Source organism: Nocardiopsis algeriensis, from assembly GCF_014203695.1.
GTDB lineage: Bacteria > Actinomycetota > Actinomycetes > Streptosporangiales > Streptosporangiaceae > Nocardiopsis > Nocardiopsis algeriensis.
On record NZ_JACHJO010000003.1, the window covers coordinates 248,243 to 274,189 of the forward strand.

At 73.7% G+C, this 25,947-nt stretch carries 22 protein-coding genes and 3 tRNA genes; 11 read left to right on the top strand and 14 right to left on the bottom strand.

Going from position 1 to position 25,947, the window contains the following annotated elements:
* Window positions 1-106 precede the first annotated feature (106 nt).
* The 5 genes from FHS13_RS05555 to FHS13_RS05575 all read right to left on the bottom strand — a co-directional run bounded on the left by FHS13_RS05555 (window position 107) and on the right by FHS13_RS05575 (window position 2,757).
* Entirely contained in the window at window positions 107-1,501 is a 1,395-nt protein-coding gene (locus FHS13_RS05555; RefSeq protein WP_184288519.1) for a DEAD/DEAH box helicase, read from the bottom strand.
* 235 nt (window positions 1,502-1,736) lie between these two features.
* Complete coding sequence (locus FHS13_RS05560) at window positions 1,737-1,940, bottom strand: cold-shock protein (protein WP_184288522.1); 204 nt, start codon at window positions 1,938-1,940, stop codon at window positions 1,737-1,739.
* Between the two features lie 540 nt (window positions 1,941-2,480).
* A tRNA-Val gene (locus tag FHS13_RS05565) sits at window positions 2,481-2,557 on the bottom strand.
* A gap of 15 nt (window positions 2,558-2,572) precedes the next feature.
* Window positions 2,573-2,643 (bottom strand) — tRNA-Cys (locus FHS13_RS05570).
* 41 nt (window positions 2,644-2,684) lie between these two features.
* A tRNA-Gly gene (locus FHS13_RS05575) sits at window positions 2,685-2,757 on the bottom strand.
* A 219-nt stretch (window positions 2,758-2,976) separates the two neighbouring features.
* Between FHS13_RS05575 and FHS13_RS05580 the strand changes: the two genes are divergently transcribed.
* Window positions 2,977-4,149 (top strand): molybdopterin molybdotransferase MoeA, encoded by a 1,173-nt coding sequence (locus FHS13_RS05580; RefSeq protein ID WP_184288524.1) that lies wholly within the window; start codon window positions 2,977-2,979, stop codon window positions 4,147-4,149.
* A 69-nt stretch (window positions 4,150-4,218) separates the two neighbouring features.
* On the opposite strand, the gene FHS13_RS05585 is transcribed toward FHS13_RS05580, so the two are convergent.
* Complete coding sequence (locus FHS13_RS05585; RefSeq protein WP_184288527.1) at window positions 4,219-5,796, bottom strand: MFS transporter; 1,578 nt, start codon at window positions 5,794-5,796, stop codon at window positions 4,219-4,221.
* 191 nt (window positions 5,797-5,987) lie between these two features.
* Here FHS13_RS05585 and FHS13_RS05590 point away from each other — a divergent pair, with 191 nt between their 5' ends.
* The 3 genes from FHS13_RS05590 (at window position 5,988) to FHS13_RS05600 (ending at window position 8,437) form a co-directional block, all read left to right on the top strand.
* The gene (locus FHS13_RS05590; protein WP_184288529.1) at window positions 5,988-6,539 is read left to right on the top strand and encodes a TetR family transcriptional regulator; all 552 of its coding nucleotides are present in this window, start codon (window positions 5,988-5,990) and stop codon (window positions 6,537-6,539) included.
* Window positions 6,540-6,810: 271 nt separating this feature from the next.
* A complete protein-coding gene (gene manA / locus FHS13_RS05595) occupies window positions 6,811-8,004 on the top strand; it encodes a mannose-6-phosphate isomerase, class I (RefSeq protein ID WP_184289180.1) in 1,194 nt (397 codons plus the stop codon).
* Between the two features lie 58 nt (window positions 8,005-8,062).
* Window positions 8,063-8,437, top strand: coding sequence for an FKBP-type peptidyl-prolyl cis-trans isomerase (locus FHS13_RS05600; protein WP_184288532.1), 375 nt, complete (start codon window positions 8,063-8,065; stop codon window positions 8,435-8,437).
* Between the two features lie 357 nt (window positions 8,438-8,794).
* On the opposite strand, the gene FHS13_RS05605 is transcribed toward FHS13_RS05600, so the two are convergent.
* Window positions 8,795-9,970, bottom strand: a complete 1,176-nt coding sequence (locus FHS13_RS05605; RefSeq protein ID WP_184288534.1) for an acyl-CoA dehydrogenase family protein — start codon at window positions 9,968-9,970, stop codon at window positions 8,795-8,797.
* A gap of 132 nt (window positions 9,971-10,102) precedes the next feature.
* Here FHS13_RS05605 and FHS13_RS05610 point away from each other — a divergent pair, with 132 nt between their 5' ends.
* Window positions 10,103-10,738, top strand: a complete 636-nt coding sequence (locus FHS13_RS05610; RefSeq protein WP_184288537.1) for a TetR/AcrR family transcriptional regulator C-terminal domain-containing protein — start codon at window positions 10,103-10,105, stop codon at window positions 10,736-10,738.
* A gap of 99 nt (window positions 10,739-10,837) precedes the next feature.
* Complete coding sequence (locus FHS13_RS05615) at window positions 10,838-11,287, top strand: carboxymuconolactone decarboxylase family protein (RefSeq protein WP_184288540.1); 450 nt, start codon at window positions 10,838-10,840, stop codon at window positions 11,285-11,287.
* Between the two features lie 64 nt (window positions 11,288-11,351).
* On the opposite strand, the gene FHS13_RS05620 is transcribed toward FHS13_RS05615, so the two are convergent.
* The gene (locus tag FHS13_RS05620) at window positions 11,352-11,876 is read right to left on the bottom strand and encodes a DUF7144 family membrane protein (protein WP_184288543.1); all 525 of its coding nucleotides are present in this window, start codon (window positions 11,874-11,876) and stop codon (window positions 11,352-11,354) included.
* Window positions 11,877-12,078: 202 nt separating this feature from the next.
* Here FHS13_RS05620 and FHS13_RS05625 point away from each other — a divergent pair, with 202 nt between their 5' ends.
* The 5 genes from FHS13_RS05625 to FHS13_RS05645 all read left to right on the top strand — a co-directional run bounded on the left by FHS13_RS05625 (window position 12,079) and on the right by FHS13_RS05645 (window position 16,952).
* Complete coding sequence (locus tag FHS13_RS05625) at window positions 12,079-12,594, top strand: helix-turn-helix domain-containing protein (RefSeq protein WP_184288546.1); 516 nt, start codon at window positions 12,079-12,081, stop codon at window positions 12,592-12,594.
* A 62-nt stretch (window positions 12,595-12,656) separates the two neighbouring features.
* Entirely contained in the window at window positions 12,657-13,730 is a 1,074-nt protein-coding gene (locus tag FHS13_RS05630) for a serine hydrolase domain-containing protein (RefSeq protein ID WP_343064918.1), read from the top strand.
* Entirely contained in the window at window positions 13,727-14,104 is a 378-nt protein-coding gene (locus FHS13_RS05635; RefSeq protein ID WP_184288550.1) for a hypothetical protein, read from the top strand. Before FHS13_RS05630 ends, FHS13_RS05635 begins: the two co-directional genes overlap by 4 nt.
* A 203-nt stretch (window positions 14,105-14,307) precedes the next feature.
* Window positions 14,308-15,711, top strand: coding sequence for a sensor histidine kinase (locus FHS13_RS05640; RefSeq protein ID WP_184288553.1), 1,404 nt, complete (start codon window positions 14,308-14,310; stop codon window positions 15,709-15,711).
* Entirely contained in the window at window positions 15,708-16,952 is a 1,245-nt protein-coding gene (locus tag FHS13_RS05645) for a cytochrome P450 family protein (RefSeq protein WP_221442415.1), read from the top strand. Before FHS13_RS05640 ends, FHS13_RS05645 begins: the two co-directional genes overlap by 4 nt.
* Before the next feature lie 65 nt (window positions 16,953-17,017).
* Here FHS13_RS05645 and FHS13_RS05650 read toward each other — a convergent pair whose 3' ends face one another.
* The 6 genes from FHS13_RS05650 to FHS13_RS05675 form a co-directional block, all read right to left on the bottom strand.
* Window positions 17,018-18,100: a CU044_5270 family protein gene (locus tag FHS13_RS05650; protein WP_184288558.1), complete on the bottom strand. Its 1,083-nt coding sequence runs from the start codon at window positions 18,098-18,100 to the stop codon at window positions 17,018-17,020.
* Window positions 18,100-18,681 (bottom strand): RNA polymerase sigma factor, encoded by a 582-nt coding sequence (locus FHS13_RS05655; RefSeq protein ID WP_184288561.1) that lies wholly within the window; start codon window positions 18,679-18,681, stop codon window positions 18,100-18,102. The genes FHS13_RS05650 and FHS13_RS05655 overlap by 1 nt, the downstream gene beginning before the upstream one ends.
* 60 nt (window positions 18,682-18,741) lie before the next feature.
* Window positions 18,742-19,608: an NAD-dependent protein deacetylase gene (locus FHS13_RS05660; protein WP_184288564.1), complete on the bottom strand. Its 867-nt coding sequence runs from the start codon at window positions 19,606-19,608 to the stop codon at window positions 18,742-18,744.
* Window positions 19,609-19,759: 151 nt separating this feature from the next.
* Window positions 19,760-23,257 carry a YhaN family protein gene (locus tag FHS13_RS05665; protein WP_184288567.1) on the bottom strand — a complete coding sequence of 1,166 codons (3,498 nt, stop codon included), beginning with the start codon at window positions 23,255-23,257 and terminating at the stop codon, window positions 19,760-19,762.
* Entirely contained in the window at window positions 23,254-24,504 is a 1,251-nt protein-coding gene (locus tag FHS13_RS05670) for a metallophosphoesterase (protein WP_184288570.1), read from the bottom strand. The genes FHS13_RS05665 and FHS13_RS05670 overlap by 4 nt, the downstream gene beginning before the upstream one ends.
* Before the next feature lie 145 nt (window positions 24,505-24,649).
* Window positions 24,650-25,783 carry a methyltransferase domain-containing protein gene (locus FHS13_RS05675; protein ID WP_184288573.1) on the bottom strand — a complete coding sequence of 378 codons (1,134 nt, stop codon included), beginning with the start codon at window positions 25,781-25,783 and terminating at the stop codon, window positions 24,650-24,652.
* Window positions 25,784-25,947: the final 164 nt, after the last annotated feature.

The following is a 25,947-nucleotide window of genomic DNA, read 5'->3' on the forward strand; positions in this document are numbered from 1 at the left end:
AGTCCCCGTGTCGTAGGAGGGAGCGCTCCTTCCGGGAACGCGGAAGGGCCCCGCGGTCGGTGGAGGAATCTCCACCGATCGCAGGGCCCTTCGCCGTTCGTCCGGGTCAGCGGCGCGGGCGGCGCCGTCCGCGCGGTGCGTGGTTCCGGCTCCGCTCCGGGGGAGCGGAGGAGCGGATCACGACCGGCACGCCCGAGGGCTCGCGCGCACCGGTGACCTCGGCCAGCTCGGGAGCCTCGGTGCTGCCGCCCAGGACGCGGGGCTCGATCCGGGCCCGGTCCATCAGCCGGATCATGTCCCGGCGCTGGCCGGGCAGCACCAGCGTGACCACGTTGCCGGACTCCCCGGCCCGGGCGGTGCGCCCGCCCCGGTGCAGGTAGTCCTTGTGGTCGGAGGGCGGGTCCAGGTTGACCACCAGGTCCAGTCCGTCCACGTGGATGCCGCGGGCCGCCACGTTGGTCGCGATCAGCGCCGTGACGTCGCCCCGCTTGAACTGGTCGAGGGTGCGCGTCCTCTGCGGCTGGCTCCGGCCGCCGTGCAGGGGCGCGGCCAGAATTCCGTTGGCCAGCAGGTGCTCGGCCATCCGGTCCACCGCGCGCTTGGTGTCGAGGAACATGATCACCCGTCCCTCGCGGGCCGCGATCCGGGTCGCCACGGACTTCTTCTCCGCGGTGGACACGTGCACGATGTGGTGCTCCATGGTGGAGACCGCGCCCTGGGACAGGTCGACGGAGTGGACCACGGGGTCGTTCAGGAAACGGCGCACCAGGGTGTCGACGTTGCGGTCCAGGGTGGCGGAGAACAGCATGCGCTGCCCGTCGGAGGGGACCTCCTGGAGGATCGCGGTGACCTGCGGCATGAAGCCCATGTCGGTCATCTGGTCGGCCTCGTCCAGGACGGCGCACTCCACCTGGTCCAGGATGCAGTCGCCGCGCTCCATCAGGTCGCGCAGCCGCCCGGGGGTGGCCACGACCAGGTGGACGCCCTGGCGCAGGTCACGGGCCTGGCGGTGGATCGGCATGCCGCCCACGACGGTGGTCGTGCGCACCCCCACCGAGCGGGCGTAGGGAGCCAGGGAGTCGGCGACCTGCTGGGCCAGTTCCCGGGTGGGGGCCAACACCACGGCCAGGGGGCGCCGGGGCTCGGCGGTACGCCCGTTCAGGCGGGCGAGCAGGGCCAGCCCGAAGGCCAGGGTCTTGCCGGAACCGGTGCGGCTGCGGCCGAGCACGTCGCGGCCGGCCAGGGAGTTGGGCAGGGTCGCCGCCTGGATCTCGGACGGCGTCGTCAGGCCCTGGCGGGCCAGGACGCGCTTCAGCGGCGCGGGCATGTCCAGCGCCTCGAAGGACTCCGCCGGCGGGAGGCCGGGGGTGACGGTGACGGGGAGCGCGAACTCACCGGAGGGGCCGCCGGTGCGGGGGCGTCCGTTGGTGCGGGGGCGCTGGCGTCCGTAGGACCGCGCGGGGCGGCTGCGGGTCGCACTGGCGCGATAGGGGTGACTCATATGAGGCCTTTCGCCGACGGCGTTCGCCGGGCGGGAGGCCTTGCGGCCTCGCAGGGGGAAACCGGGGTACGCCGGAGGAATGAAGATCTGTGCGCGCCCGCTCGGGAGAATCCCGGGGCACGAAGTGCCGGTGCCGATCGGAGAACGACGGCGGAGAAACCGGCGGAGAAAAAGAAAAGCGGTGGGGCCGACACCCTGAGGGCGGGCCCCAACCGCTGGAGGAGCGTCAGCTCCCCTAGATCAGGGTGATGTTCTCGGCCTGGGGGCCCTTGGCGCCCTGGGTCGTGTCGAACTGCACAGCCTGGCCCTCGGACAGCTCACGGTAGCCCGTGGCCTGGATGTTCGAGTAGTGGGCGAAGACGTCGGGGCCGCCGCCGTCCTGCTCGATGAAGCCGAAGCCCTTTTCGCCGTTGAACCACTTGACGGTACCGGTAGCCATGTTGGCTCCTCTCGATCAAAAATGAAGAAAACCGCAAATGACGATTTTCCTGTCACCGCGGTGATCTCCCGACGAGATGGATCCATCGGGGCTCACGACTGCAACTTCTTAGAACCTAGCACACGAAAATCTTGATGTCCCGGTTATTAGGTGTGTCTCATGGCACCGGAAAACATGGTATGAAATCGAAAATTGCTGTATCCGCGGGCCCGCAGCCTCCGTACCTGCCCGGTTTCCGCTTCCGGCAGGGCTGCCGTGATCCTTCGAGCTGCTGCTCGGCAGTGCGTGTCGTGGCCGTAAGGGCATGGAGTCTGCCGGTTGCCGGGCCGGGTACCTCCGCCGATGGCCGCCGGCGAGACAGGCGGCGGGTGAACCGCCGGGAGCAGGCCGCCGAGGACCGGGCACCTCCGGTCGCACCGTCGCCTCCGGCCGGCCCGCCGGGGTGTGCCCCTTGTCGGGGAAACGGAAACGGGCCCCCGCAGGGGCCCGTCCGGTGTTCACCCGCGGCTCGGGTGCAACCCTCGCGAACCGCGGTACTGCTGGTGGGCGATACAGGATTCGAACCTGTGACCTCTACCGTGTCAAGGTAGCGCTCTAACCAACTGAGCTAACCGCCCGTGTGAAACAAGGGGAGGTGGAGACGGGATTCGAACCCGTGTTGACGGCTTTGCAGGCCGCTGCCTCGCCTCTCGGCCACTCCACCGAGTTGCACGCAAGCGCCTGCGCGCCTCCGCGTCTCCTCCGAGCGGACGACGGGATTCGAACCCGCGACCCTCACCTTGGCAAGGTGATGCTCTACCAACTGAGCCACGTCCGCTTGCTGCCGGGTCCCGCCTCGTCTCCTTGGCGTTCCCCCTGCCGCTGGTAAGAACTTTAGCGGAAAGTCGGCAGACGGCAAATCGGAATCCGGCAGGCCTCCCGGTACTCCCCGCCGGCGCACTCCGGGCCGGGGCGCGCGGACCTCCGGCAGTAGCGCCGCACCCGGGGCCTCGGGTGGACAATAGGGAAGTACCGGCACGGACGACGGGGAGGCGTTATGGCCAGGGGCACAGAGCACGGAACGCACCGAACCTGGCCGTCGGCCCGGCAGGCCGCGGGGCGTCTGGGCGCGCGGCTGGCCCCGGTCCCGCGTGAGCTTCCGCTGGAGCGGGCGCTGGGAGGTGTCCTGGCCGAGGACGTCCGTGCCCTGGTCGGGCTGCCTGCCTTCGACGCCGCCGCCATGGACGGCTACGCGGTGACGGGCCCCGGCCCCTGGGTCCTGGTGGGGTCCCAGCTGGCGGGCGCGCCCGAGTCGTGCGCGGTGCTGCACCCGGGGGAGGCCGTCGAGATCGCCACCGGTGCGCGGGTGCCCAAGGGGGCCGAGAGCGTTCTGCCCTACGAGCTGGCCGAGAGCGGCGGCGGCAGGGTCGCGGGGGAGATCGAGCCGGGCCGCCACGTGCGCTGGGCGGGGGAGGAGACCGCACCGGGAGAGACCGTCCTCTCGCGGGGGAGCGCGGTGGGACCCGCCGCGCTGGGCCTGGCGGCGTCCCTGGGCCACGAGACCCTGCCGGTACTGCTGCCGGGGGTGTCGGTGGTCGTCACCGGGGACGAGGTCACCACCGGGGGCATACCGGGGGAGGGGCGTGTGCGCGACGCCATCGGCCCCATGCTGCCCGGCCTGGTCGAGCGGGCCGGAGGGCGGGTGGAGCGGATCCGCCACCTGAGTGACGACCGCGGCGCCCTCGCCGAGGCGGTGGCGGACGGGGACGCCGACGTGGTCGCCGTGTGCGGGTCCTCCTCCAAGGGGCCCGCCGACCACCTGCGCTCGGTACTGGCCGAGCTGGACGCCGAGGTCGTGGTCGACGGTGTCGCCTGCCGCCCCGGCCACCCGCAGCTGCTGGCCCGCGTGGGCAACACGGCGGTGGTCGGGCTGCCCGGCAACCCCGGAGCCGCCCTGGTCGCGGTCCTCACCCTCCTGGTCCCCCTGCTCAGCGCGCTCACGGGCCGCCCCGACCCGACCCGCGAGACGGCCCGCCTCCCCCTGCGGGGAGCGGTGTCCCCGCACCCGGTGGACACCCGCCTGGTCGCGGTGCGCCTGGAGGAGGGCGCGGCCGTCCCCGTCGGACACGACCGCCCCGGCAGCCTGCGCGGGGCCGCCCTGGCCGACGCCTACGCCGTGCTTCCCCCCGCCTGGGACGGCGGGGACGTGGAGATCGTGCGCCTGCCCTGACCTCCCGCGCCTCCTCGTGTCTGCGGCCCGCGGACCGGGCCGCAGACACGGGACCGCCGAGGCCGGGGCTCAGCTCTCCTCGGAGACCGCGGGGTTGCCGAGGCCGCGCAGCAGGTACCAGGCCTGGACGGACGCGTACAGGACGATGGCCGCCGCGATGAGGCCGGTCAGGTGCATGCTGTCGGTGAACGCCTCGCGTGCGGCCGACATCAGCGCCTCCCCGGCCGAGCCGCCCAGGTCGGAGGCGGCGTCGGCGGCACCCCCGAGCGTCTCGCGGGCGGCGGACACCGAGTCGGCGGGCACACCCTCGACCTCGGTGAGCTGCGAGCGGTAGGAGGCGGTCAGCACGCTGCCCAGCACCGCCACACCCAGGGCCGCGCCCAGTTCGTAGGCGGTCTCGGAGATCGCCGAGGCGGCCCCGGCGCGCTCGGGCGGGCACGCCGACATGATGGCGCCGTTGGTGAGCGTCTCGGCCAGGCCCGAGCCGATGGCGATCAGCGCGAACCCCGCCGCCACCAGGGAGACGCCGGTGACGGCACCCTCCACGGGGGCGAGGACCAGCACCGCGAACCCGGCGGCGCTCACCAGCAGGGCGGCGCCGATCACCGTGGCCAGGCTCAGCCGGCGCGAGAGCCGCACCGCCACGAGGCCGGCCACGATCGACAGCACCAGCCCCGGCAGCAGCGCGAGCCCGGCCCGCATGGGCGAGATGTCCAGCACCAGCTGGAGGTACTGCGTGAGGAAGTACAGCGAGGACACCAGGGAGAAGACCACCATCAGGTTGGTGGCCACCGCCACGCTGAACACCCGGTTGCGGAACAGGTCCACGTCGATGAGGGGTGAATCCAGCTTCTGCTGCCTGCGCACGAACAGCCATCCCAGCGCCAGTCCGGCGGCGAGCGAGGCCAGCGGCCAGAAGGAGATCCCCGCGGTGGCCAGCTTCTTGATCCCGTACACGGCGGGCAGCATCGCGGCCATCGACAGCACCACGCTCAGCAGGTCCAGGCGCCCCGGCTCGGGGTTGCGGGACTCGCGCACCAGCAGCGGGACCAGGACGAGGATGAGCGCCATCACCGGCAGGTTGATGAGGAAGACCGAGCCCCAGAAGAAGTGCTCCAGCAGCCAGCCGCCCAGGATGGGGCCGAGGGCGGCGCCCCCGGAGAAGCCCGACCCCCACAGGGCGATGGCCAGCAGGCGCTGGCGCGGGTCGAGGAAGATGTTGCGCAGCAGGGAAAGTGTCGAGGGCATCAGCGAGGCGCCCGCGACGGCGAGCAGGGCGCGGGCGGCGATGAGCACCTCGGCGGTGGGGGAGAACGCGGCGATCAGGGAGGCCGTGCCGAAGGCGGCCGATCCGATCAGCAGCATCTTCCGGCGGCCGATGCGGTCGCCGAGCGAGCCCATGGCCACCAGCAGGCCGGCCAGGACGAACCCGTAGACGTCGACGATCCACAGCAGCTGGCCCGAGGTGGGCCGCAGGTGCTCGCTCAGGGCGGGTACGGCGAACCCCAGCACGGTCGAGTCGACCGAGATCAGGATCACCGGCAGGACCAGGACGGCGAGTGCCGCCCATTCGCGAGGGCCTGCGAGGGCCGGCGCCGGGTCCGCGGAGGTGCGGTCGTGGCCGTTTCCGGCCGTGGCGGAAGTCATCTTTCCTCGTTACGTGCGTATGGCAGGTAGCGCTTCCCCCGGCGGGAGTCGCGGAAGACGGCCCGGCGGGAGGCGGAAGAGGCTCTGGGCCAGGCGGAATGGACGGGAAGTCTGGTCGACCGGGAGGGGACTCCCGGGACTCTTCAACCGTCCAGCCGGTACAGTACCGTCCAGCCGGTACAGTGTCAATCGTGACTGCTTCCACCACCCGCGACCGCATCCTGGACGCCCTCCAGGAGATCCTCGTCCGCGACGGCTACTCGTCCGTCACCCTGGAGGCGGTGGCCCGCGCCGCCTCGGTCTCCAAGGGCGGGCTGCTCTACCACTTCCCCTCCAAGGCCGCCATGCTGACCGGCCTCATCGACCGGCTCGCCGAACTGGCGGAGCAGGAGTTCCGGGAGGCGGCGGAGGGGGAGGAGGGCGTGGTCCGCGTCTTCCTGCGCACGTCACTGCCCCGCAGCGTGCAGGAGCGCGAGCTCTACTGGGCGGTCATCGCCGCCCTGCGCAGCCAGGAGGACATGCCGCCCGAGGCGGCCGAGCGCGTCCGCTACCTGTTCACGCGCTGGGGGGAGCTGCTGCACGAGGAGCTGGAGGACCCCGTCCTGGCCGAGATCATCCTGCGCGCCGGTGACGGGCTGTACATGTCCGCGCTCGCCGGGCTGGAGCCGACCGATCCCGAGCTCACCGAACGCGCCCTGAAACGCCTGGTGGAGGACTCGGACCGGGTCCGGCGCCGACGCTGAGACGCCCGCCCGCACGCGTTCGCGCTTCGCCGGACGGTGACCTTCCGGTGCTGTTCCCGTGCTGCGGAACATGGTTTACTTCCCGGTAACTTTATTGCCGCTGTCAGGCCCCTCGCGATCGGGTGCCTGCCCACCACGCGAGGTGAAGTGTGCCCCACCTTGGGATGTGGCGCGTGCCGGGTCGACGGGGAGAGGTCCCTTCGCGAGACTGTTCCCACCTCACCGGAGCGTCCACGGGGTGAGAGAACGCAGACGGGAAAGCGGGAAGCGGATGCACAGGCTCACCAACCAGGTACGTCCGTACGCCTGGGGCGCACGTGCGGCCATTCCCCGCCTGCTGGGCACCGAGCCGGACGGCACACCGCAGGCAGAACTGTGGCTGGGCGCCCACCACGCCGCCCCCAGCGCCGTGCACGGAGAGGACGGCGTCCGCTCCCTCCCGGAACTGATCGCGGAGAACCCCCACCGCATCCTGGGCCCCGGCGTCGTCGACCGCTTCGGCGGGCGCCTGCCCTTCCTCCTCAAGTACCTCGCCGCAGAAGCACCGCTGTCCCTGCAGGTCCACCCGCACGCGGACCGGGCCCGGGCCGGGTTCGAGGCGGAGGAGCGGCTGGGCATCCCGCTGGACGCACCGCACCGCAACTACCGCGACCCCCACCACAAGCCGGAACTGCTGCTGGCGCTGGAGCCCTTCGAAGCACTGTGCGGCTTCCGCGAACCCGCCGACACCCGCCACGACCTGCGCGGCCTCACCGGCGAACTCGCCACCGCGCTGCGCGCCGACCTGTCCGGGCCCGACGACCACACCGCGCTGCGCGCCGCCCTCACCCGGCTGCTCACCCTGCCCGACGGGAAGCGCGAACGGCTCATCTCCGAGTTCACCGAGGAGTGGGAGCGGGTCCGGCCGAGCTGCGCCCACACCGACATCCTCGGCGACCTCGCCGCCCGCTACCCGGGCGATCCCGGCGCAGTGGCGGCCCTGCTGCTCAACAAGATCACCCTGTGGCCCGGCCAGGCCCTCTTCCTGCCCGCGGGCAACATGCACGCCTACCTCCAGGGCACGGCGATCGAGGTGATGTCCGGCTCCGACAACGTGCTGCGTGCCGGACTGACCTGCAAGCACGTCGATCCCGCCGAACTGCTGGACGTGGTGGACTTCTCGGTCCTGCCCATCCCCTACTCGCAGCCGACCGTGCGGGAGGGTCGGCGCGAGTTCCGCCCGGGCGCCCCCGAGTTCGCCCTGCACGAACTGGGACCCGGCGCGATCACCGCGCACCTGCCCGCCGAGGGGCCGGCCGTCGTGCTGGTGCTGGACGGCCGCGTCGAGCTGGTGCCCGAGGTCGGTGAGAGCATCGCCCTCCGACAGGGGGAGTCGGTGTTCGTCCAGGCCGACAGCGGACCGGTCAAGGCGGAGGGCCGCGGACACGTGGTCGCCGCCACCGTCGGTGCGCTCGGGCGCGAATGAGCGCCGCGCGCCGATAGCCTGGCCCTCTCTGCTCATTCAGACAACGAGAGGTGCCACCATGGCTCTGGAGCGTCCGGAGATCGACTTCATCGAGGGCCCGCCGCCCGCGGACCTGGAGATCACCGACATCGTGGTCGGCGAGGGCGCACAGGCCGGCCACGGCAAAACGGTCAGCGTCCACTACGTCGGTGTTGCCTTCTCCACCGGCGAGGAGTTCGACGCCAGCTGGAACCGGGGCGCCCCGCTGAGCTTCCGCCTGGGCGCCGGACAGGTCATCTCGGGCTGGGACCAGGGCGTCCTGGGCATGCGCGTGGGCGGCCGCCGCAAGCTGGTCATCCCGCCGCACCTGGCCTACGGCGACCGCGGCGCCGGGGGCCTCATCAAGCCGGGCGAGACGCTGATCTTCGTCTGCGACCTGGTGGGCGTGAGCTAGGGCCTGTTTGCTTGGGGGCCTCCGCTTCGCTTTGGCCCCTGCTCGGGCGCCTTTCGGGCGGGGTTCTTCGTCGCTGCGCTCACTGTGCTTGCTTGGGGGCCTCCGCTTCGCTTCGGCCCCGGTTCGGGCGCCTTCGGGGCGGGGTTCTTCGTCGCTGCGCTCACATCCTCGTTCCTCGGATGTTCGCTCCGCTCCTGCAGAACCCCGCCGGCGCCCTCACGGCACACCCCCTGAGGCGCGGGTGGAGTTCGATCCGGTTCGGGCGTCTTGGGGCGGGAGCCCCAGCTTCTGAGCTCCTGCGGAGTTGAGCGAGAAGGGGCCCGTGCCTTTCGGCGCGGGCCCCTTTCGCCACCGCTCCTAGCCCAGGGTTGCGCCCACCTTCACGTGGCCCTTGAGCAGGTCGCGGGCGATCGTGCGCCGCTGGATCTCGTCGGTGCCCTCGAAGATGCGCAGCAGCCGCAGGTCGCGGTAGAAGCGCTCGACGGGCAGCTCGCGGGTGTAGCCCATGCCGCCGTGGATCTGCATCACGCGGTCGACGATCTCGTTGGCCTTCACACCGCCGAAGAGCTTGGCGATGGACTGGGCGTGGCGGGAGTCGCGGCCCACGCTCACCTGCCAGGCGGCGTGCAGCACCAGCAGGCGCAGCGCCTCGATCTCCACCTGGGAGTCGGCGATCATCCACTGGATGGCCTGGCGGTCGGCGATCGGGGCGCCGAAGGTCTCGCGGGTCTTGGAGTACTCGATGGCCATGGTGAGCAGGCGCTCGCAGCCGCCGAGGGCGCGGGCGGGCAGCAGGTAGCGGCCCTTGCCGATCCACTGCATGGCCAGCGCGAAGCCCTTGCCCTCCTCGCCGAGGATGTTCTCGTGGGGCACGCGCACGTCCTGGAAGACCAGCGCGGCCGGGCGGCGCTCGCCCATGGTGTCGATGGGCTCGGAGGTCCAGCCCATGTCGCGGTCCACCAGGAAGCAGGTCACCCCGCCGTTGGCGCCCTTCTCCGGGTCGGTGACCGCGAAGACCATGGCGAAGTCGGCCTCGTTGCCGCCGGTGATGAAGGTCTTCTCGCCGTTGATCACCCACTCGTCGCCCTCGCGCACGGCGCGGGCGCGGATGGCCTTGGCGTCGGAGCCCGCGCCCGGCTCGGTGATGGCGAAGCAGGAGCGCTTCTCCCCGGCGATGGTGGGCAGCAGGTAGCGCTTCTTCTGCTCCTCGTTGCAGTGGTAGAGGATGTTGTCGGCCTCGCCGCCGAACTTGAAGGTCAGGAAGCTCCTGCCCAGCTCCGTCTCGATGACGGCCGCGGTGACCGGGTCCAGCCCCATGCCGCCGTACTCCACCGGCGTCTCCACGCCCCAGAAGTCGGACTTGCGGGCCAGTTCGCGCAGTCTGGTGCGCTCCTCCTTGTTCAGGCCCGGAGGGTGGCCCTCGCGCTCGCGGCGCAGCACCTCGTTCTCCAGCGGTATCAGCTCCCGCTCGACGAAGGTCCGGACCCAGTCCCGGACGGCGCGCTGCTCTTCGCTCAACGAGAAATCGATCACGGCTGCTCCCAATAACCTAACAGTGTTCGGTTATTCGAGGGTACGGCCGCGACCCGGCTCGTGCAAGGGGCTCTTCCGCCTCGTGCGATGATCGGGGCCGGACAACCGCCGAGTGGAGGAGGGGAGCCGTCCGTGGCCCGACCCAAGACGCCGATCCTGAGCAAACCGGCCATCCGGGAGGCCGCACTCACCCTCATCGACCGGGACGGGCTCGAGAAGCTGTCGATGCGCAGGCTCGCCCAGGAGCTCGACGTCCAGGCGGCGTCCCTGTACAGCCACTACCGGACCAAGGACGAACTGCTCACCGAGGTCGCCGACGAGGCCACCGCGGGGATCGACGTCTCCGGTTTCGCGGGGGGCGACTGGCGCGAGGGCCTCACGGTCTGGGCGCGTTCCTACCGGGACGCCCTGGCCGCTCACCCCCACCTCCTGCCGGTCGTCGCCGCCGGGCCCGGCCGCCGCGAGGAGGCGCTGCGCCGCGCCGACGCCGTCCACGGCGGCCTGGTGGGCGCGGGATGGCCGCCGCGCTACGCGACGATGATCGGCGCCTCCACCAAGTACCTGGTCGTGGGTGCCGCCACCCAGTCCTTCGCCCGCGGCTTCGACGACGACGTGCGCGTCTACCTCGACCGCTACCCCAACCTGTCCCAGGCCCACCGGCTGCCCGAGCACGCCGCGGAGATCGACCGCGACAGCTTCGAGCTGGCGCTGGCGGCCTTCCTCGACGGCCTCTCCGCCCTCTACCGGCGGGTGCGGGCCGAGGGGTGAGCTGACGCAAGGTGCCAGGGAGGAAGCCGGCCGTGTTGGTAGCGTTCTCCTGACACCGACCCCGGGCCTGCGGCCCGGCACGTGAAGGAGGCGGTTCCCTTGTCCTCGAACCGGGTGATCTGGTCCAAGAAGCTTCCCGACGTCTACGCCAAGCTCGGGGAGGTCGACGAGATCGTCGCCGGCCACCTCGACGCCCTCCTGCTCGAACTGGTCAAGCTGCGCGCCTCGGTCCTCAACGGCTGCTCGTTCTGCGTCGACCTGCACACCCGTGCGGCCCTGAAGGCGGGGGAGACCCAGCAGCGGCTCTTCCTGGTGTCGGCCTGGTACGAGGCCGGGGAGATCTTCACCCCCGCCGAGCGCGCCGCCCTGGCGCTCACGGACGAGATGACGCGCCTGGGCGAGCACGGCGTCTCCGACGAGGTCTACGCCGCGGTGGCCGAGCACTTCGACGAGCAGCGGACGGCCGCGTTGATGGCGGCGATCGCGATGATGAACCTCTACAACCGCCTCGCCGTCGCGGGCCACCTGCACCCGCGCCCCCGGGCCTGAGCACAGGGGAAACCGCCCCCGCGGGTGGGCGCGGGGGCGGCCGGAGAGGGACTCTTCGGGAGGGTCAGCCCGTGGTGTGCCGGCGCCCGGGAGCGGTGGCTCCGTCCTCGGCCGTGCCGTGCCGGCGCGGGCGCGGCGCCTGCGGTGCCTCCTGTGCGTCCTGGCGGCCGCTGCGGTAGACGGCCTCTTCCTCCTCGGCGGAGGTGCCCTCGTCCGCGCGGTCGGGCCAGCCGGCGGTGAGGCCGTAGATCACCAGCAGGTCGATGGCGATGGCCGTCATCGTCCACATCGGCATGCCGAAGAAGGCCAGCTGCGCGATCACGTTGACGGCGGCCAGGAAGATACCGAGGGTGCGGGCCCACACGCCCCTGGACAGGACCCCCAGACCGGCGATCACCAGCAGGACACCCCACACGCCCAGCAGGAAGCCCCAGCCCCCCGTGCCGAGGAAGAGGGCCTCCGACCCCGGAACCAGGTAGAACTCCGGGGTGAAGAACGACACCAGCCCCTGGATGATGTTGATCGCACCGGTGACGATCAGCAGCGTTGCGGTGAAGAACTGCCAGCCGTTGGCTGTCTTGGCGCGCATGTCGTCTCCTCACTGGACACCCCGGCCCTCGGCCGGTCGGGTCTTTGGATGGATCGGAAGGAATCGCGTCCCCCATCCATCATCGGCCGGGGCTGGTCAGCATGCACCCAGGAGAGTCCACATATAGGGCAAATCAGGCATTCTCATGTCGGCTTTCTATGAAATTACGTAACTACGGAAACTCAAGTACTATGGAGGCGTGATGGAACGCACGACGGAGGAACGGCTGGCCGACCTGGAGGCCCGGGTCGCCGAGCTGGAGGCGCGGGCGGGGCGCGGAGACGCTCCCCCCGCGCCCGCCGAGTCGGGCGGGGACCCCTTCTTCGCCCTCAACGCCCTGAAGCAGAACGTCGAGGGGCGCGGGGGAGTGGTCTTCGCCGGAACGCTCCGGCAGGGCGAAGGTGTCCTGGAATGGCAGTACGGGCTGCCCGCCGAGCGCCTGGAGGAGGCCGACTGGTCCCGCTGCGCCGGAACCCTGGACGCCCTCGGCCACCCGGTACGGCTCCACCTGCTCCACGCCGTGTGGCGCGGCACCGACACCGTCGCCGCCCTGGCCGAACGCGCCGACTTCGGCACCACCGGCCAGATCTACCACCACGTCAACCAGCTCGTCGCGGCCGGATGGCTCACCAGTGTCCGGCGCGGGCACTACGGGATCCCCCCGGAGAGACTCGTGCCGCTCCTGGTCATCCTCACCGCGGCGGGCAGACACACCTGACGCGGCGGACAGCAGGGCCCGCCGCTCCGGCAGCGCTCCCGACCGATCCCCAGGAGGAGAACGTGAGCAGAAGAACCCTGACCGTCGCGGCGGCCTGTCTGGTCGCCGCCCTGGTCGCCGCCCTCGGCATCGCGGTGGCGCCCCGGGCCCCCGGCCTGTCCGCCGAGGAGACCGGCGACCCCGGACTGCGCGACCGGGCCCGCCCCCTGTTCGCCGACGGAACCTACAACAGGGTCGGAATCGTCGAGATCGACGGCGACACCACCCGCCACGCCCACTTCGGGGCCGACGAGGGCACCGACTACGAGATCGGATCGGTGACCAAGACCATGACCGCGCTGCTGCTCGCCGACGCGGTCGAACGCGGCGAGGTCACCGAGGACACCCGCCTCGGCGACCTCCTCGACCTCGACGGCACCCCCGCCGCCGAGGTCACCCTGGCCGAGCTCGCCTCCCACCGCTCCGGCCTGCCCCGCCTCTCCCCCCGCCTCCGGGACATGGTGTCCGGCACCTTGGAGGTCTACCGGGGCGGGGACCCCTACCGGGTCGGCCCCGACACCCTGCTCGCCCAGGCCGCCGCCGCCGAACTCGACGGCCGGGGCGAGTCCCGGTACTCCAACCTGGGCCACGCACTCCTGGGCCTGGCCCTGGCCCGGGCGGCCGGGACCGACTACCCCTCCCTGCTGAGAGAGAGGCTCCTCGACCCCCTCGGCATGGACACCACCCTCCTGCCCGCCACCGAGGACGACCTGCCCGAGGACGCCACCGCCGGCCTCACCGGCCAGGGCCGGACCGCCGCCCCGTGGCTGGCCCGCGCCTACGCCCCCGCGGGCGGGGTCCGCTCCACACCCGCAGACATGGAGCACTACGCCCGCGCACTGCTCGACGGCACGGCCCCCGGCACGGCGGCCCTGGAGCCGCGCTGGGAGGCACCGGGCGGCTGCATCGGCTACGCCTGGATGCTCACCGACACCGACGGAACCGACGTGACCTGGCACAACGGAGGCACAGGAGGCTTCAGCGCCATGATCGCCCTGGACCGGGAGGCCGGCCGCGCGGTGGTCGTGCTCGCCGACACGACCACCGGGGTCGAGGCACAGGCACTGGAACTGCTCACCGGAGAAGAGGCGGCATGACCACGACAGCCATCGCCTGGACCGTCGGCACGGTCCTCGCCCTGATCTGGGCCCTTCCCGCAGGAAAACTCCTCCTGCTCTCCCTGCGCGGGCCCTCCGGCCTCGCGGACCGCTGGGACGCGCTCGCCCGGCTGTTCGAGACCGGCTTCCTCATGGCCGTCTCCCTGGCGGTGGTCGTGTGGACGGTCTTCCCCGTCGCCGTGTGGTACGTGCTCACCGCGCTGACGGCCGCCGCCGCGGGCGCCGCCGTGCTGCGCCTGCCCGACCTGCCCGCGCGCGCCGACGACGCCAAGGCCTCCCGGCGGCGCCTCTCCGCCCTCGGGAACCTGGCGCTCCTGGCCGGATTCACCGCCCTGATCGCGGTGGTGCCCTGATTCCTTTCCGCGCCGGGAGAATTCGGGAGAAAACTGCCGATCTCTCCGTACGGCCCCCGCCGCGAATTGCCGTGGACTAACGTGAACCCCGTCCACCTGCGCTTTTCCCTGAACGGGTGGCATCCCTCTCCCGAAATCCTGCCGCCGGGCAGCGGGGAGCGCATCCCGCTGTTCCACGGACACCACCCGCGAGGATCTGCGCCATGCCAGTACACGAGCCGTCCAGAAACCGGACCGGGCCGGGGCGGCAGGCCGCCACCGCACTTCTCACCGTGACCGCGCCGGTCTCCCTGGCCTGCGCGTGGACCGCGGCCGTCGCACCGGTCCAGGACCGGCCGGTCCTGGCCGCCGTCACCGGGGCCCTCGCCCTCGCCCTGTGCGCGGCGGGCGCCGTCACCGCCTACCGCGCGGGCGCGGCCCGAGGCGCCCGCGAACACGGCGGACGGACCGGCGACCGCACCCTCGAACAAGAGGTCGGACTGCTCACCGACCACCTCCTGCCCGCCCTCGTCGAGGGGGCCCGCGGCGGGCGCTCCCTCGACGAGGTCCTCGCCGAGCAGCCCCGGCCCGGACACCCCGCCCTCGACCGCCTGGCCCGCGCCCTCGGCACCGAACTCCTGGCCGCCGGAGAACGGGCCGTCCGCATCGAGCAGCAGGTCGCCGACCTGGACCGCTTCTGGCTTCCCCTCGTCACCGCCCGGATCCGAGAAGACCGCGTCAGCGCCCCCGAGCGCCTGGCGGCCGAGTACCCCGAGGTCCACGACACGGTCGCCTCCCTGCGCGAACACCTCCAGGAGGAACTCGTGGCGGCCGACCGCCGCGCCGGCACGGCCGCGGCCGCCGCGGCGGTCCTCGGCAGCCGCATCCGCTCCGGCCTCCCCCCGGGGCCGGACACCGCCCGCGCCGCCCACCTCGCCGACAACCTCCTCACCCTCGCCGAGGGCCGCGCCACCCGCCGCCGCACCCGGCCCGTACCGGTCCGGGACCTCCTGCGCGACGCCGCCCACAGGATCGGCGACGCGCACCGGGTGCGCCACCGCGCCCCGGACGGCGCGCTGGTCGACGGCCACGCCGCCGAGGCCCTCACCCAGGTCCTCGCCGAACTGCTCGACAACGCCCTGCGCTTCTCCGACCCCGGCAGCGAGGTCCACGTTCTCGCCGCGGAGGACGAGCACACCGGCCTGACCGTCTCCGTCGAGGACAGCGGACCCGGGCTGCGGCGCAGCGAGCACGAACGCGCCCAGCGGCTGCTCGCCGAACCCCCCGGCCTGGCCTCGCTGGAGGACGAGCGCACCGGTCTGGCCGTCGTCGCCCGCCTCGCGGACCGGCACGGCCTGACCGTGGACCTCCGGCCCTCGCCCCTGGGCGGCACCAGCGCGTCCGTCCTCGTCCCGCCGCATCTGATCATCCGTGAGCACACGCAGCAGACCCGGTCCCGTCGGCACCGCGCCGCCGTCCCGCCCACGGCCGCGCCTTCGCCGGTTCCGCGGTTCATGTCCCCGCCCCTTCCCCCGCCCGCCCCTCCGGCGGTCGCCCCGGCCGCACCTCTCTCCGTGCCCTCGGCGGCCGCCCCGGCCTTCGCGCCCGTGTGCGAGGACACCGCGTGAGTGCGGCCCCGGCCGGTCCGTCCCGGCCCGGCCCCGCCGGCGCACTCGTCTTCCACGGGCCCGACGTGGCCGGGAACCCCGCCGCCTTCTGCACCAGGGCGCGCAGCCTGGGCCCGGTGGCGCCGATCCTCCTGGAGGGCGATGTCCCCGCATGGTTCGTCACCGGCTACCGGGAGGTCCACCGGGTTCTGGGCCGACCCGCGTGGTTCACCCGCGACCCCCGCGTCTGGAACCGGCGGGGCCGGGCGGGCGCGGACCGGCCGCCGACGCCCCATCCGCTGTGGACACAGCCGCCGGCCGAGGAACCCGAGCGCCGCCGCCGCGCGGAGGCGCTCGGCGACGCACTGGCCGCCACCTGCTGGAGCGACCTGCGCTCCCTGTCCCTGCGGGTGGCCGACCGGCTGATCGACACCCTCGCCCCCCGGGGCCGGGCCGACCTCGCCACGCAGTACGCCCACCTCGTCCCCGCCGGGGTGTTCGTGCGGCTCTACGGGCTTCCCGAGGGCCACGCCGGCCCCCTGGTCCGCGAGGCCGCCCAGGTCATGGACGGGTCGAAGGACGCGGCGGCCGCCCACCGCCGCATCCGCTCCCTGGTGGAGACCCTGGTCGCCGACCGCCGGAAGCGCCCCCGCCACGACGTACCCTCCCGCCTGCTCGCCCACCCGTACGGCCTCACGGACCCCGAGGTGATCGCGGATCTCACCTCGGTCCTGGCCACGGCGCCGACGGCGACGGGGGACTGGGTCTCGGGCACGCTGCGGTTGCTCCTGGCGGACCGCTCACGCGCGGCGGACCTGGCCGCCGGCCGCAGCACCGTCTCCCAGGTCCTGGACGAGGTGCTGTGGCACCACACCCCCGTGCAGAACCTCCTCGGCCGCTTCGCGGTCCAGGACTGCGAGCTGGGCGGGCGCCGCATCGGCAGAGGGGACCTGCTCGTCCTGGGCCTGGCCGCGGCCAACACCGACCCCCTCCTGGCCCCGGAGGCCGGCCGCGCCCACGCCAGCCGCGCCCACGTATCGTTCGGCCGCACCGGGCACGGCTGCCCCCCTCCGGCCCCCGCCATGGCCGGCACGGTCGCCGCCGCCGCGGTGGAGGCCCTGATGGACCGGCTGCCCGACCTGCGGCCCGCCGGAGAACTGCGCTGGCGCCCCTCGCCGTGGACGCGCGGCCCCGGCTCCCTCCCCGTGCACTTCACCCCGGTGCGAGGCGTGCCCGTGGTGATCGCCCCGCCCCGCACATGACGGTGGCGCCCGCCCCGGGACGGGCGCCGACCGCGGCGGGAGGTGCCCGCGGAGCCGGGCGGGAATCAACCGCCCAGGGGAGCGGCGGGTTCTCCGACCTCCTCCACCAGGCCGTACTCCTCGAAGGCGATCCAGTTCTCCCCCAGGTGCCTGCTGAGCAGCTCCCCCGTGCGGGCGTCCATGATCCAGTAGTGGCTGCTCTCCCCGTCCTCGCCGACGCGGCCGGGCACCTCCACCTTGATTCCGGTACGGCCGAGCGGGTCGACGGCCTCTCCGGCCAGCCGCATGCCGTCGATGCCGGCGAGGATCTCGTAGTAGGCGGCCCGGGTGTCGGCCGGAAGGTACAGGGTGACCGTGATCGGGGCCGCCCAGACGAGGAACTCGTCGAAGTCCTCCTCCGCGAGATCGGAGCCGCTGCCGCTGTACTCCCTGCGCCGCTCGCGCAGCAGGTCCTCCAGCTCCCCGGGCTCACCGGGCAGCTCCAGCAGCTCGTCCGCCGCCAGCCCCGACACGAAGTCGATGTTCCCCGACGCCCTGTTGCTCCTGGGCTCTTCGCACACCAGCGGGGGAGAGCCGTCGCGCTCCCAGGCCGCGCGGTCCTCCTCGGTGGGAAAGTGCTCCTCGGCGTCCAGGCAGTAGTTGCCGAGGGTCGAGGGTTCGGTGGTGGAGGCGGTCCACCACGCCTCCTCCACGAACTGCTGGTGGGCCTCGAAGCCGTCACCCCAGAAGGAGGCGGACTGGTACTGGTGGCTGCGCACGTACCAGATGTCGCCCTCCTGCGGGTCCTCGCCCTCGGCGGCGGCCGCCGAGGCCGCCATCAGGAACTCGCGCGCATCCGCGTACTGCGGCGGACCACCGCTCTCGGCGGCGGGGGGAGACGGGGACTCGACGACCACGCTCGCTGAGGGGGTGAACAGCAGAGCCCCGGCGGCCGCGGCCGACACCGCGGTGAGCACGGCCCCCGACACCATGAGCAGGTGCCGGAACCGGCCGCGCGCCCCTGCCCGCCCGCTCCCGGCCGCGCCCTGCGTGCGGGCCCGCTCCAGGACACCCTCCCGGTTCCTGCGGTGGATGCGCTCCACGTGTTCGTCCACCGCCCTCGGCCTCAGCGCGGCCACGGTCTCCAGCGGATCGGTCTCGTGTCTCATCACACCTCCTGGCGTGCTGCGCGGCGGCCGGCGACCGGCGACACCGCGTTCTCGCGGTGCGCCGGGGCGGACGTTCTCTCCAGGGACTCCAGCTTCTTGGCCAGGGCCTTGCGGGCCCGGTGCAGACGCACCGAGAACGTCGTCGCCGAGCAGCCGACCACCTTTCCCGCCTCGGCGGGGGAGAGCCCGTGCCAGGCGACGAGGACGAGCGCCTCGGTGTGGCGCTCGGGCAGCTGGGCCAGCGCGGCCACCGCGGCCTCGCGCGCCACGACGTGCTCCGCCACGTCCCACTCCTGCTGGTCCCTGTGGTCGCTGAGCACGGCCAGCCGCTGCTCCAGCAGGTTCCTGCGCATCTGAGCCCCGTACTGCTTGCGCAGCAGGTTGCGTGCCACACCCAGCAGCCAGGGCAGCGGCGGGTCCGGCAGGGAGGACAGCTTGCGCCAGGCGATCAGGAACGTCTCGCCGGCCACCTCCTCCGCCGCGGACTCCTCGGCGCGCAGCAGACAGAACGCCAGCACCCTGGCGTGGTATCTGTCGTAGAGGTCCGCCAGTCGGTCGGCGGAAGACCTCTCGGCCTCCATGGAACTCCTCGGGCGTCGTCTCGCTTCCTGTGGAGGTAGTCCCGGGCCGGGGTGCGTTTCTTACGGCACCGGCGTGATTTTCCCCGAAACCGGAGCCGGAGCGGCGGCGCCGTAGGAGCGGGCCAGGGCGGTGAGCACCTGGGAGCAGCCGCCGTCGACGGTGAGCGCGGCCATCGCGTCCCCCCGGGTGGCGCCGCGGTTGACGATCACCACGGGCTTGCCCTGGCCGGCCGCGCTCTTGACGAACCTGCGCCCGCTCAGCACCGTCAGCGAGGAACCCGCCACCAGGAGGGCGGAGGCCTCCTCGACGAGCCGGTGGCACCGGAGCACCCGCTCCTTGGGCACGTTCTCGCCGAAATAGACGATGTCGGGCTTGAGCATGCCGCCGCAGGAGGCGCAGTCGGCCGGCCGGAAACCCTCGGTGGACGCCAGGACGGCGTCGGCGTCCGGAGCGACCTCGACGTCGTCCACCTCGTCGGCGAAGTCCGGGTTGAGCGCGGTCAGCCGCTCGGCCAGCGCCGCACGCGGGATCACCTCGCCGCAGCCCAGGCACACCACCCGGTCGTAGCGGCCGTGCAGGTCGACCACCCGGCGGCTGCCCGCCGCCTGGTGCAGGGCGTCGACGTTCTGGGTGACGACGGCGGAGACCACCCCCGCCGCCTCCAGCGACGCCAGCGCGCGGTGCCCGTCGTTGGGGCGGGTCCGGTGCACGTGCCGCCAGCCCACGTGGTTGCGGGCCCAGTAGTGGCGCCGGAAGGCGGCGTCGCCGACGAACTGCTGATAGGTCATGGGCGTGCGCGGAGGCGAGTCCGGCCCCCGGTAGTCGGGGATGCCCGAATCGGTGGAGATCCCGGCGCCGGTGAGCACCAGCACCGGACCGTCCCCGAGCACCTCCCGCACCGCGTCCGCGTCGAACGTGTCGGTCATGATCCGAGGTTATGCGCCCGCGGCGACCGGGCCGCGCCTGCGGCCGGCCGCCCCCGACCGGACGCGACCCCGACGGGCGGCCGCCCCGGGAGTGCCCGGAGAGGCCGCCCGGCCGCAGCGGTCCGGGCCGCACGGTCCGAGGGAGCGGGCCCTACGCCGTCCCCGCCACCGGCGGCGGGTCGAAGCGCGGCAGCGTGTGCACGTGGGAGCGGTCCGGCAGCGTCTCGCGGGCCAGGTCGGCGAGATGGCCGTGGTGGGTGAAGACCACCACCTGGAACCTGTCGGCCATGCCGCCCAGCACCCGCAGCGCCGCCTCGGAGCGCTCGTCGTCGAAGGCCAGGAACACGTCGTCGACCACGAACGGCATCGTCCTGCCCGCCTCGGCGTAGCGTTCCAGCGAGGCCAGGCGCAGCGCCAGGTACAGCTGGTCGGCGGTGCCCTCGCTCAGCGAGGCGACCTCCTCCAGCTGCCCGGTGCGGCGCACCACGCGCAGCAGGTGGTTGCCGCGCTCGTCGGTGTCGGGGCTCAACCCGGTGAACCGCTCCAGGGTCAGGAACGAGAACAGCTCCTGGGCGCGCAGCAGCACCGGGTCCTGGTTGCGCTGCCGGTAGTCCTCCACCTGCGCGGACAGGATCTCGCGGGCGAAGGCCAGCCTCATGTACTCGGCCGTCTGCTCCTCGATCTCGGCGCCGACCGCCGCCAGCTCCTCGGCGATCTCGGCGGCACGCGCCGATCCGTCCACGCGCTCGAACTCGCTCCGGGCCCGCGCGCTGCGCTCCCGGGCCGGCCCCCGTTCCCCGTCGAGCTCCTCCCGGCGCAGCTCCGCCTCCCGCACCCGGCGGTCGACCTCGGCGTCGTCCAGGCCCCGGGCCTCCTCCTCCAACCGGGCGAGGTCGCCCTCGCGGGCGAGCTTCTGCTCCAGGGTGCGCAGCTGCCGCTCCAGGTCCGCGACCTGCTCGGTACGTTCGATCGCGGCGCGCAGCTGGGCGGTGTCGGCCGCCCCCGCCTCCGCCAGCAGGGCGTCCAGGCCCTCGGCGACCTGCTCGGACCTGCTGCGGGCCTCGGCCAGCTCGGCCTCGTGCTCGGCGGCGGACTCCTCCAGGCGCGCGAGGTCCTGCTCGGCCCTGGCGTTGGCCTTGGCCCGCTCGTGCAGGTCCCGCAGGGCCGAGGCGCGCTCCTCCCGGTCCTCGGGCAGGTCCTCGCCGCAGGCGGAGAACACCTCCGCCAGCTCCCGGTCGAACTCCTCGACCCGGGCCAGGGCCGCCCGGGCCCGCTCCCCGGCCCCGCACGCCTCCTGCCACAGGTCGGCGGCCTGCTCCCGCAGGTCCAGGTCGGCCCGCACCGACCGCGGCCGGGCCCCGGCGTCGAATCCCGCCTCGGCGACGGCCTCGTCCCACTGCCGCGACCACTCCCGCAGCCCGTTCTCGGCCGCCTCCAGATCCCGGCGCAGCCGCTCCAGGTCCTGCTCGTGGGTCTGCCGCCGGTGCCGGGCCTCGGTGCGCTCCGCGGCGGCCTTCTCGCGCCGCTCGAGCTCCTCGCGGGCCAGGGTGCGCAGCTGCGGCAGCAGCACCGCCGGATCGGCGCCGGGGACCAGGACCGGTTCCAGGTCCGTCCCGGTGAGGAGGGCACCCAGCTGGTCGGCGACGGTACGCGCGGACCGCTCGGCCTCCTCGGCCCGGCCCCGCGCCACCTGCCGCTCCTCGTGGAGGTCGCGCAGGTCGCGCAGGTGCCGCAGGACCGCGTCGGCCCGGCCGACCTCGGGCGCGGGCACGTCCTCACCGGGCCACAGCGCCTCCCAGGCCCGGTCCAGCCCGGCGCGCTCGGTCTCCAGCTCCTCCAGGTCCTGCGCGGTGTGGGCCAGCTCCTGCTCCAGCTCCCGCACCCGCGTCTCCCGGGTGAGGCGCTCGGCCACCGCGTCCGCCTCGCGGCGCAGCCGGTCGGCGACCTCGTCGGCCCGGGCCAGAGCCGCCTCGAACTCCTCGGACAGCCCCTCCTTCCCGGCACGGACGCGCTTCCACAGGGTGTCGCGCGCCAGCCGCGCCTCGCGCAGGTCGTCCTCGGAGGGCGGGTCCACCCGCGAACGCAGCGCCTCCAGTTCGCCGCGCTCGCGCTCCAGGCCCCGGAGCGCGCTCCTGTGCTCCTCCCGCTTGGCCTTGGTGCGCGCACGCAGGTCGGTGAGCCGGTCGCGGTGGCCGGCCACCTGGGAGGCGTCCGGCACCACCGCCGCCAGCAGGGCCGCGCAGGCCTCGTCGGTATCGGCCCACCGGCCGGCCCACCCGGCCTCCGACAGCGCCGCCTCCAGGCGCGCCGACAGCTCGCCGGCCTCCTCCCGGGCCTCCCGCAGGGACGCCTCCAGAGAGGCCGGGGCCTCGCCGAGCACGGCCTGGAGGAGCGCGCTGTCCTCGGGTTCGGGCAGGGCCTCCAGGTCGGCCAGCGCCCGCTCGGCGGCCTCCTCCTTGGCCCGGACCTGGCCGCGCGCGCTCTCCGCGGCGGCCTCCGCAGCGGGAAGCTCCTCGGTGAGTCCGACGATGCGCTCGCGCACCGGGGCAGCCACCCGCTCGGGCCCCTCCGCCCCCATCTCCCCGGAACCCGCCCGCGCCCACAGCTGCCGGGCCTGCTCGCGCAGCCGCGCCTCGTCGCGCTCGCCGTCCTCCCAGGCCCGGATGCTCGCGGCGACCCCGGCCAGTTCCGCGACCAGGGCCTCGGCCTCCTCGGCCACCGCCGACAGGTGCGTGTCCACGTGCACGCCGGCAGCCCGGGCCCGGTCGCGCTCCAGGGCGCTCGCGGCGGTGTCGCGGGCGGTGCGATGGCCCTCCCGGGCCCGCTCCAGCTCCTCCAACCGGCCGCGCGCGTCCGCCGGGGCGAGCGGGCCCTGCCCGCGCAGGGCCTCCAGGCGTTCCCGCAGGACGTGCCGCTCCCGCAGGTCGGGCAGCACGCGCGCCAGCCGCTCCCAGCGCCGGTGCTCGCGGTCGGCCTCACCCCACTGCTGATCCAGCTCGTCCGCCCGCTTTTCGGCGATTTCGGCCTCCCGGTGCAGGGACTCGAAGGCCTCCGCGGAGGTCTGGGCCCGCTTGAGCTCCTCACCCAGCTCCTTGCGTCGCCGCAGCAGCCGGTTGAGGGAGGGGTTGGACCCGGTGGGCAGGAACAGCTCGCGCTGGCGCGCCTCCAACCGCTCGCGCACCGCGCGCAGGTCCCGGCCCGAACGCGCCGAGTACAGCGCCTGGCCCAGGTCGCCGCGGCCCTCCAGCAGCCGGCGCCCGCCGTTCTGCAGCTCGGCGAGGGTGAGCGCGAACGTGCCGGTGAACTCCTCCCGCGAGATCTGGTGCAGCAGCGCGGCCATGCGCTCCTCGGGGATCGGTGCGCCCCCGGGCGAGGTCAGGGAGTCGCGGCGGCGCTTGTGCCGGACCACCTCCAGTTCGCCGGTCCCGTCCTCCAGCAGCGCACCCAGCCGCAGGTGGGACTGCTTGTGCAGGAAGCCGTAGGGGGAGCTGTGCCCGAAGCCGTACAGCAGGTCGGCCAGGGAGGCCAGGGCCGAGCTCTTGCCCGCCTCGTTGGGCCCGTACACCACGTGCACGCCGGGCCCCGACAGGTCCAGCGACAGGTCGGTGAACGGCCCGAACGCGGACAGGTCCAGGCGCTTGATCCTCATCGGTTCCCCTCCAGCAGCACGGTCAGGGCCTCCACGGCCTCGCGGGCGGTGCCCTCGGCCCAGGCGCCGTCGTCGAACACGTCGGTCAGCTCGCGCGGCAGCTTGGTGCGCAGCCGGGTGGACTCCACCAGCCGCCGCACCCGGTCGCTGTCGGACCCCAGCCGCGCGCCCTCCTCCCGCAGGTCCTCGACCAGGTCGGCGACCTGCTCGGGCGGCAGCCACCGGTCGGGGCGCCGGGTGGCCACCCGCACCTTCTCCACCCACACCGACGCGAAGTGGCCCTGCTGGCTGATCTGGCGGACGTTGGCGGTGAACTCCTCACGCCGGCCCGACAGCACGGGATGGGCCTCGCTGGCTCCGGTCGCCACCACCCGCACCGCGTCCACCCGCCCCTCGCGGGCGGAGTCGGCGACCTCCTCGGCCAGGGCCTTCTCCACCAGGACACAGGCGTCGTCCATGTCGGCGGCGCCGCCCATGTCCACCCGCACCTCGTGCCAGCGCGCCGAGCTGTCCAGGTCGCGGTGCTCCAGGGCCGCCGCCCCGGAGGCGCCGTCGACCGTGACGAGGGTGCAGCCCTTGGCGCCGGTCTCCTGGGCGTGCCGGCCCTGGAGGTTGCCGGGGAAGACCACGTGGACGCCGTCGCCGTGCTCGACCGAGCGCTTGTGGATGTGGCCCAGCGCCCAGTAGTCGTAGCCGTGGTTGACCAGCTGCTCCAGGGAGCAGGGGGCGTAGGGGGAGTGGTTGCGGTCGCCCTCCAGGGCCGTGTGCAGGAGACCCACGTTGAACAGCCCCGAGTGCGCCCCCGGGTAGGAGGCGGCGAGGTTGTCGCGCACGTCGGCCTGCCCGAAGCTCTGCCCGTGCACCGCGAGCCCCAGGTCCTCGCGCACCACCGTGGCCGCCTCACGGCTGCCGAACCGGTGCACGTTGGCGGGCAGCCGCAGCGACATGGTCATCTTGTTCTCGGCGTCGTGGTTGCCCGAGATCATGAACACCGGGACATCGGCCTCCTGCAACCGCTCCATCTGCGCGGTGAAGAACAACCCCGTGCTGACGTCGCGCCAGGTGCCGTCGTAGACGTCCCCGGCCAGGAGGACCGCCGTGACCTGCTCCTCCAGCGCCAGGTCCACCAGGTTGCGCAGCGCGTCGCGGGCCGCCGTGCGCAGCTGCTCGTCCGGCGCACCGGGATAGCGCACCAGGCCGCGCATGGGGCTGTCGATGTGCAGATCCGCGGCATGGAGGAGTCTCACGGGGGTCTCTCCGTTCTCGGGGACGAACAAAGCCCCCCAGCATCCCACGCCGGAGGCACCGGCGTGCGGTGTTCCGCCAGGACACGGGCTCCTCCGACCGGCCCGGAGGAGGCCGGAGGCGCCGGGAGGGCAGGCCCCCATGTTCTCAGGCGCTGCCGTACGGGCGGGACGCCGTCCACAGCGGCTGCCCGGGATCCTCCAGCCACACGGTCTGCCGCCGGGCGGTGAGGTCCACGCTCAGCCCGAACCGGTCCACCCCCGGCCGGCCCCGGGACCGCCACCACCGCAGCGCGGTCAGGGACTCGTTGGCGAGCATGCGGGGACCGCTCTGCTCGATCCGGCCGTCCGCGTGCAGGCGCGCCCACGACCCGCAGCGGGTGGACACCAGCCACACGTACGGCTCCTCGCCGCCGCCGGTGCCGTGCGCCCAGGCGGGGACGAGCAGCGACAGCAGGAGCCGGGTCTCCCTGTCCAGCCACGGTTCGCGGGGATCTTCGCCCGTACTGCTCCTGTGCTCACCGCGCCGGCCGGGGGCCGGCGGGACCCGGCCGTGCCATCTCTGGGAGCGCGACCACACCGACGCCAGGGCGCCCTCGAAGCGGCCCTCGGCGTAGCCGCTCCTGACCGTGTCCAGGACGGCGAGCACGCCGCGGGCGGACCCTCGCGCGGGCGCCCACGGGGTGACGACCCTGCCGGGGCGGCGCACCCGGGACGGCCAGGACTCGGGAACGCGGGAGACGGTGCAGGCCGAGAGCACCAGGTCGTGGCCCGCGCCTCCGGCGCGCGTGTGCTCGCCGTCGCCGACGACGGTCTCGGGGGCGTAGCCCGCGCCGTGCAGGGCGGTGCGCGCGGCAACGGCGACGAACGGGTCGATCTCGACCGTGGTCACGCGGTCGTCGCCCACCAGCTCGCACAGCAGGGCGGCGAACCAGCCGGTCCCGGTGCCGACCTCCAGCACCCGCATGCCCGGCTCGACACCGGCCGCGACGAGCATGCGCGCCGCCACCGAGGGCGCGGGCGACGCGGAGGAGACCGCACCGGGCCCGCCGGGGCGCCCGTCGTCGCACTGGACGGCCAGGGACCGGTCGCTGTAGGCGGTGCGCAGCCACAGGCCGGGGTCGGTGTCCCGGTCGACGCGCAGGCGGCCCTCGGTCCACACCGCGGCGGGCAGGAACAGGTGGCGGGGCACGCGGGCGAACAGGTCGGCGATGTGCCCGGGGGTGCCGTCGGCGCGCAGCCGCGCGGCGAGCTCCCCGGCGAGCCGCTCGGGCGAGGTCACCTCCGCGCCTCCCCGCCCGGGAAGCGGCTGCCGGCGGCTCCCCGGCCCGTTCCGTGCCCGGTGCGGGCGCTCGGTGCGGGGAATGGCATGTGTTCTCCTTCTGCTCGACTGCTCTGTGTCCGTCCGCCGGGTCCGGCTCGGGTGCCCGGCGGGGACGGAGTGCG

What these genes read in the sequence shown, in the direction of transcription:
- FHS13_RS05555 (WP_184288519.1), bottom strand. Translation starts at nt 1,501, where the DNA reads ATGAGTCACCCCTATCGCGCCAGTGCGACCCGCAGCCGCCCCGCGCGG.
- FHS13_RS05560 (WP_184288522.1), bottom strand. Translation starts at nt 1,940, where the DNA reads ATGGCTACCGGTACCGTCAAGTGGTTCAACGGCGAAAAGGGCTTCGGC.
- FHS13_RS05580 (WP_184288524.1), top strand. Translation starts at nt 2,977, where the DNA reads ATGGCCAGGGGCACAGAGCACGGAACGCACCGAACCTGGCCGTCGGCC.
- FHS13_RS05585 (WP_184288527.1), bottom strand. Translation starts at nt 5,796, where the DNA reads ATGACTTCCGCCACGGCCGGAAACGGCCACGACCGCACCTCCGCGGAC.
- manA (WP_184289180.1), top strand. Translation starts at nt 6,811, where the DNA reads ATGCACAGGCTCACCAACCAGGTACGTCCGTACGCCTGGGGCGCACGT.
- FHS13_RS05600 (WP_184288532.1), top strand. Translation starts at nt 8,063, where the DNA reads ATGGCTCTGGAGCGTCCGGAGATCGACTTCATCGAGGGCCCGCCGCCC.
- FHS13_RS05620 (WP_184288543.1), bottom strand. Translation starts at nt 11,876, where the DNA reads ATGCGCGCCAAGACAGCCAACGGCTGGCAGTTCTTCACCGCAACGCTG.
- FHS13_RS05625 (WP_184288546.1), top strand. Translation starts at nt 12,079, where the DNA reads ATGGAACGCACGACGGAGGAACGGCTGGCCGACCTGGAGGCCCGGGTC.
- FHS13_RS05635 (WP_184288550.1), top strand. Translation starts at nt 13,727, where the DNA reads ATGACCACGACAGCCATCGCCTGGACCGTCGGCACGGTCCTCGCCCTG.
- FHS13_RS05640 (WP_184288553.1), top strand. Translation starts at nt 14,308, where the DNA reads ATGCCAGTACACGAGCCGTCCAGAAACCGGACCGGGCCGGGGCGGCAG.
- FHS13_RS05650 (WP_184288558.1), bottom strand. Translation starts at nt 18,100, where the DNA reads ATGAGACACGAGACCGATCCGCTGGAGACCGTGGCCGCGCTGAGGCCG.
- FHS13_RS05655 (WP_184288561.1), bottom strand. Translation starts at nt 18,681, where the DNA reads ATGGAGGCCGAGAGGTCTTCCGCCGACCGACTGGCGGACCTCTACGAC.
- FHS13_RS05660 (WP_184288564.1), bottom strand. Translation starts at nt 19,608, where the DNA reads ATGACCGACACGTTCGACGCGGACGCGGTGCGGGAGGTGCTCGGGGAC.
- FHS13_RS05665 (WP_184288567.1), bottom strand. Translation starts at nt 23,257, where the DNA reads ATGAGGATCAAGCGCCTGGACCTGTCCGCGTTCGGGCCGTTCACCGAC.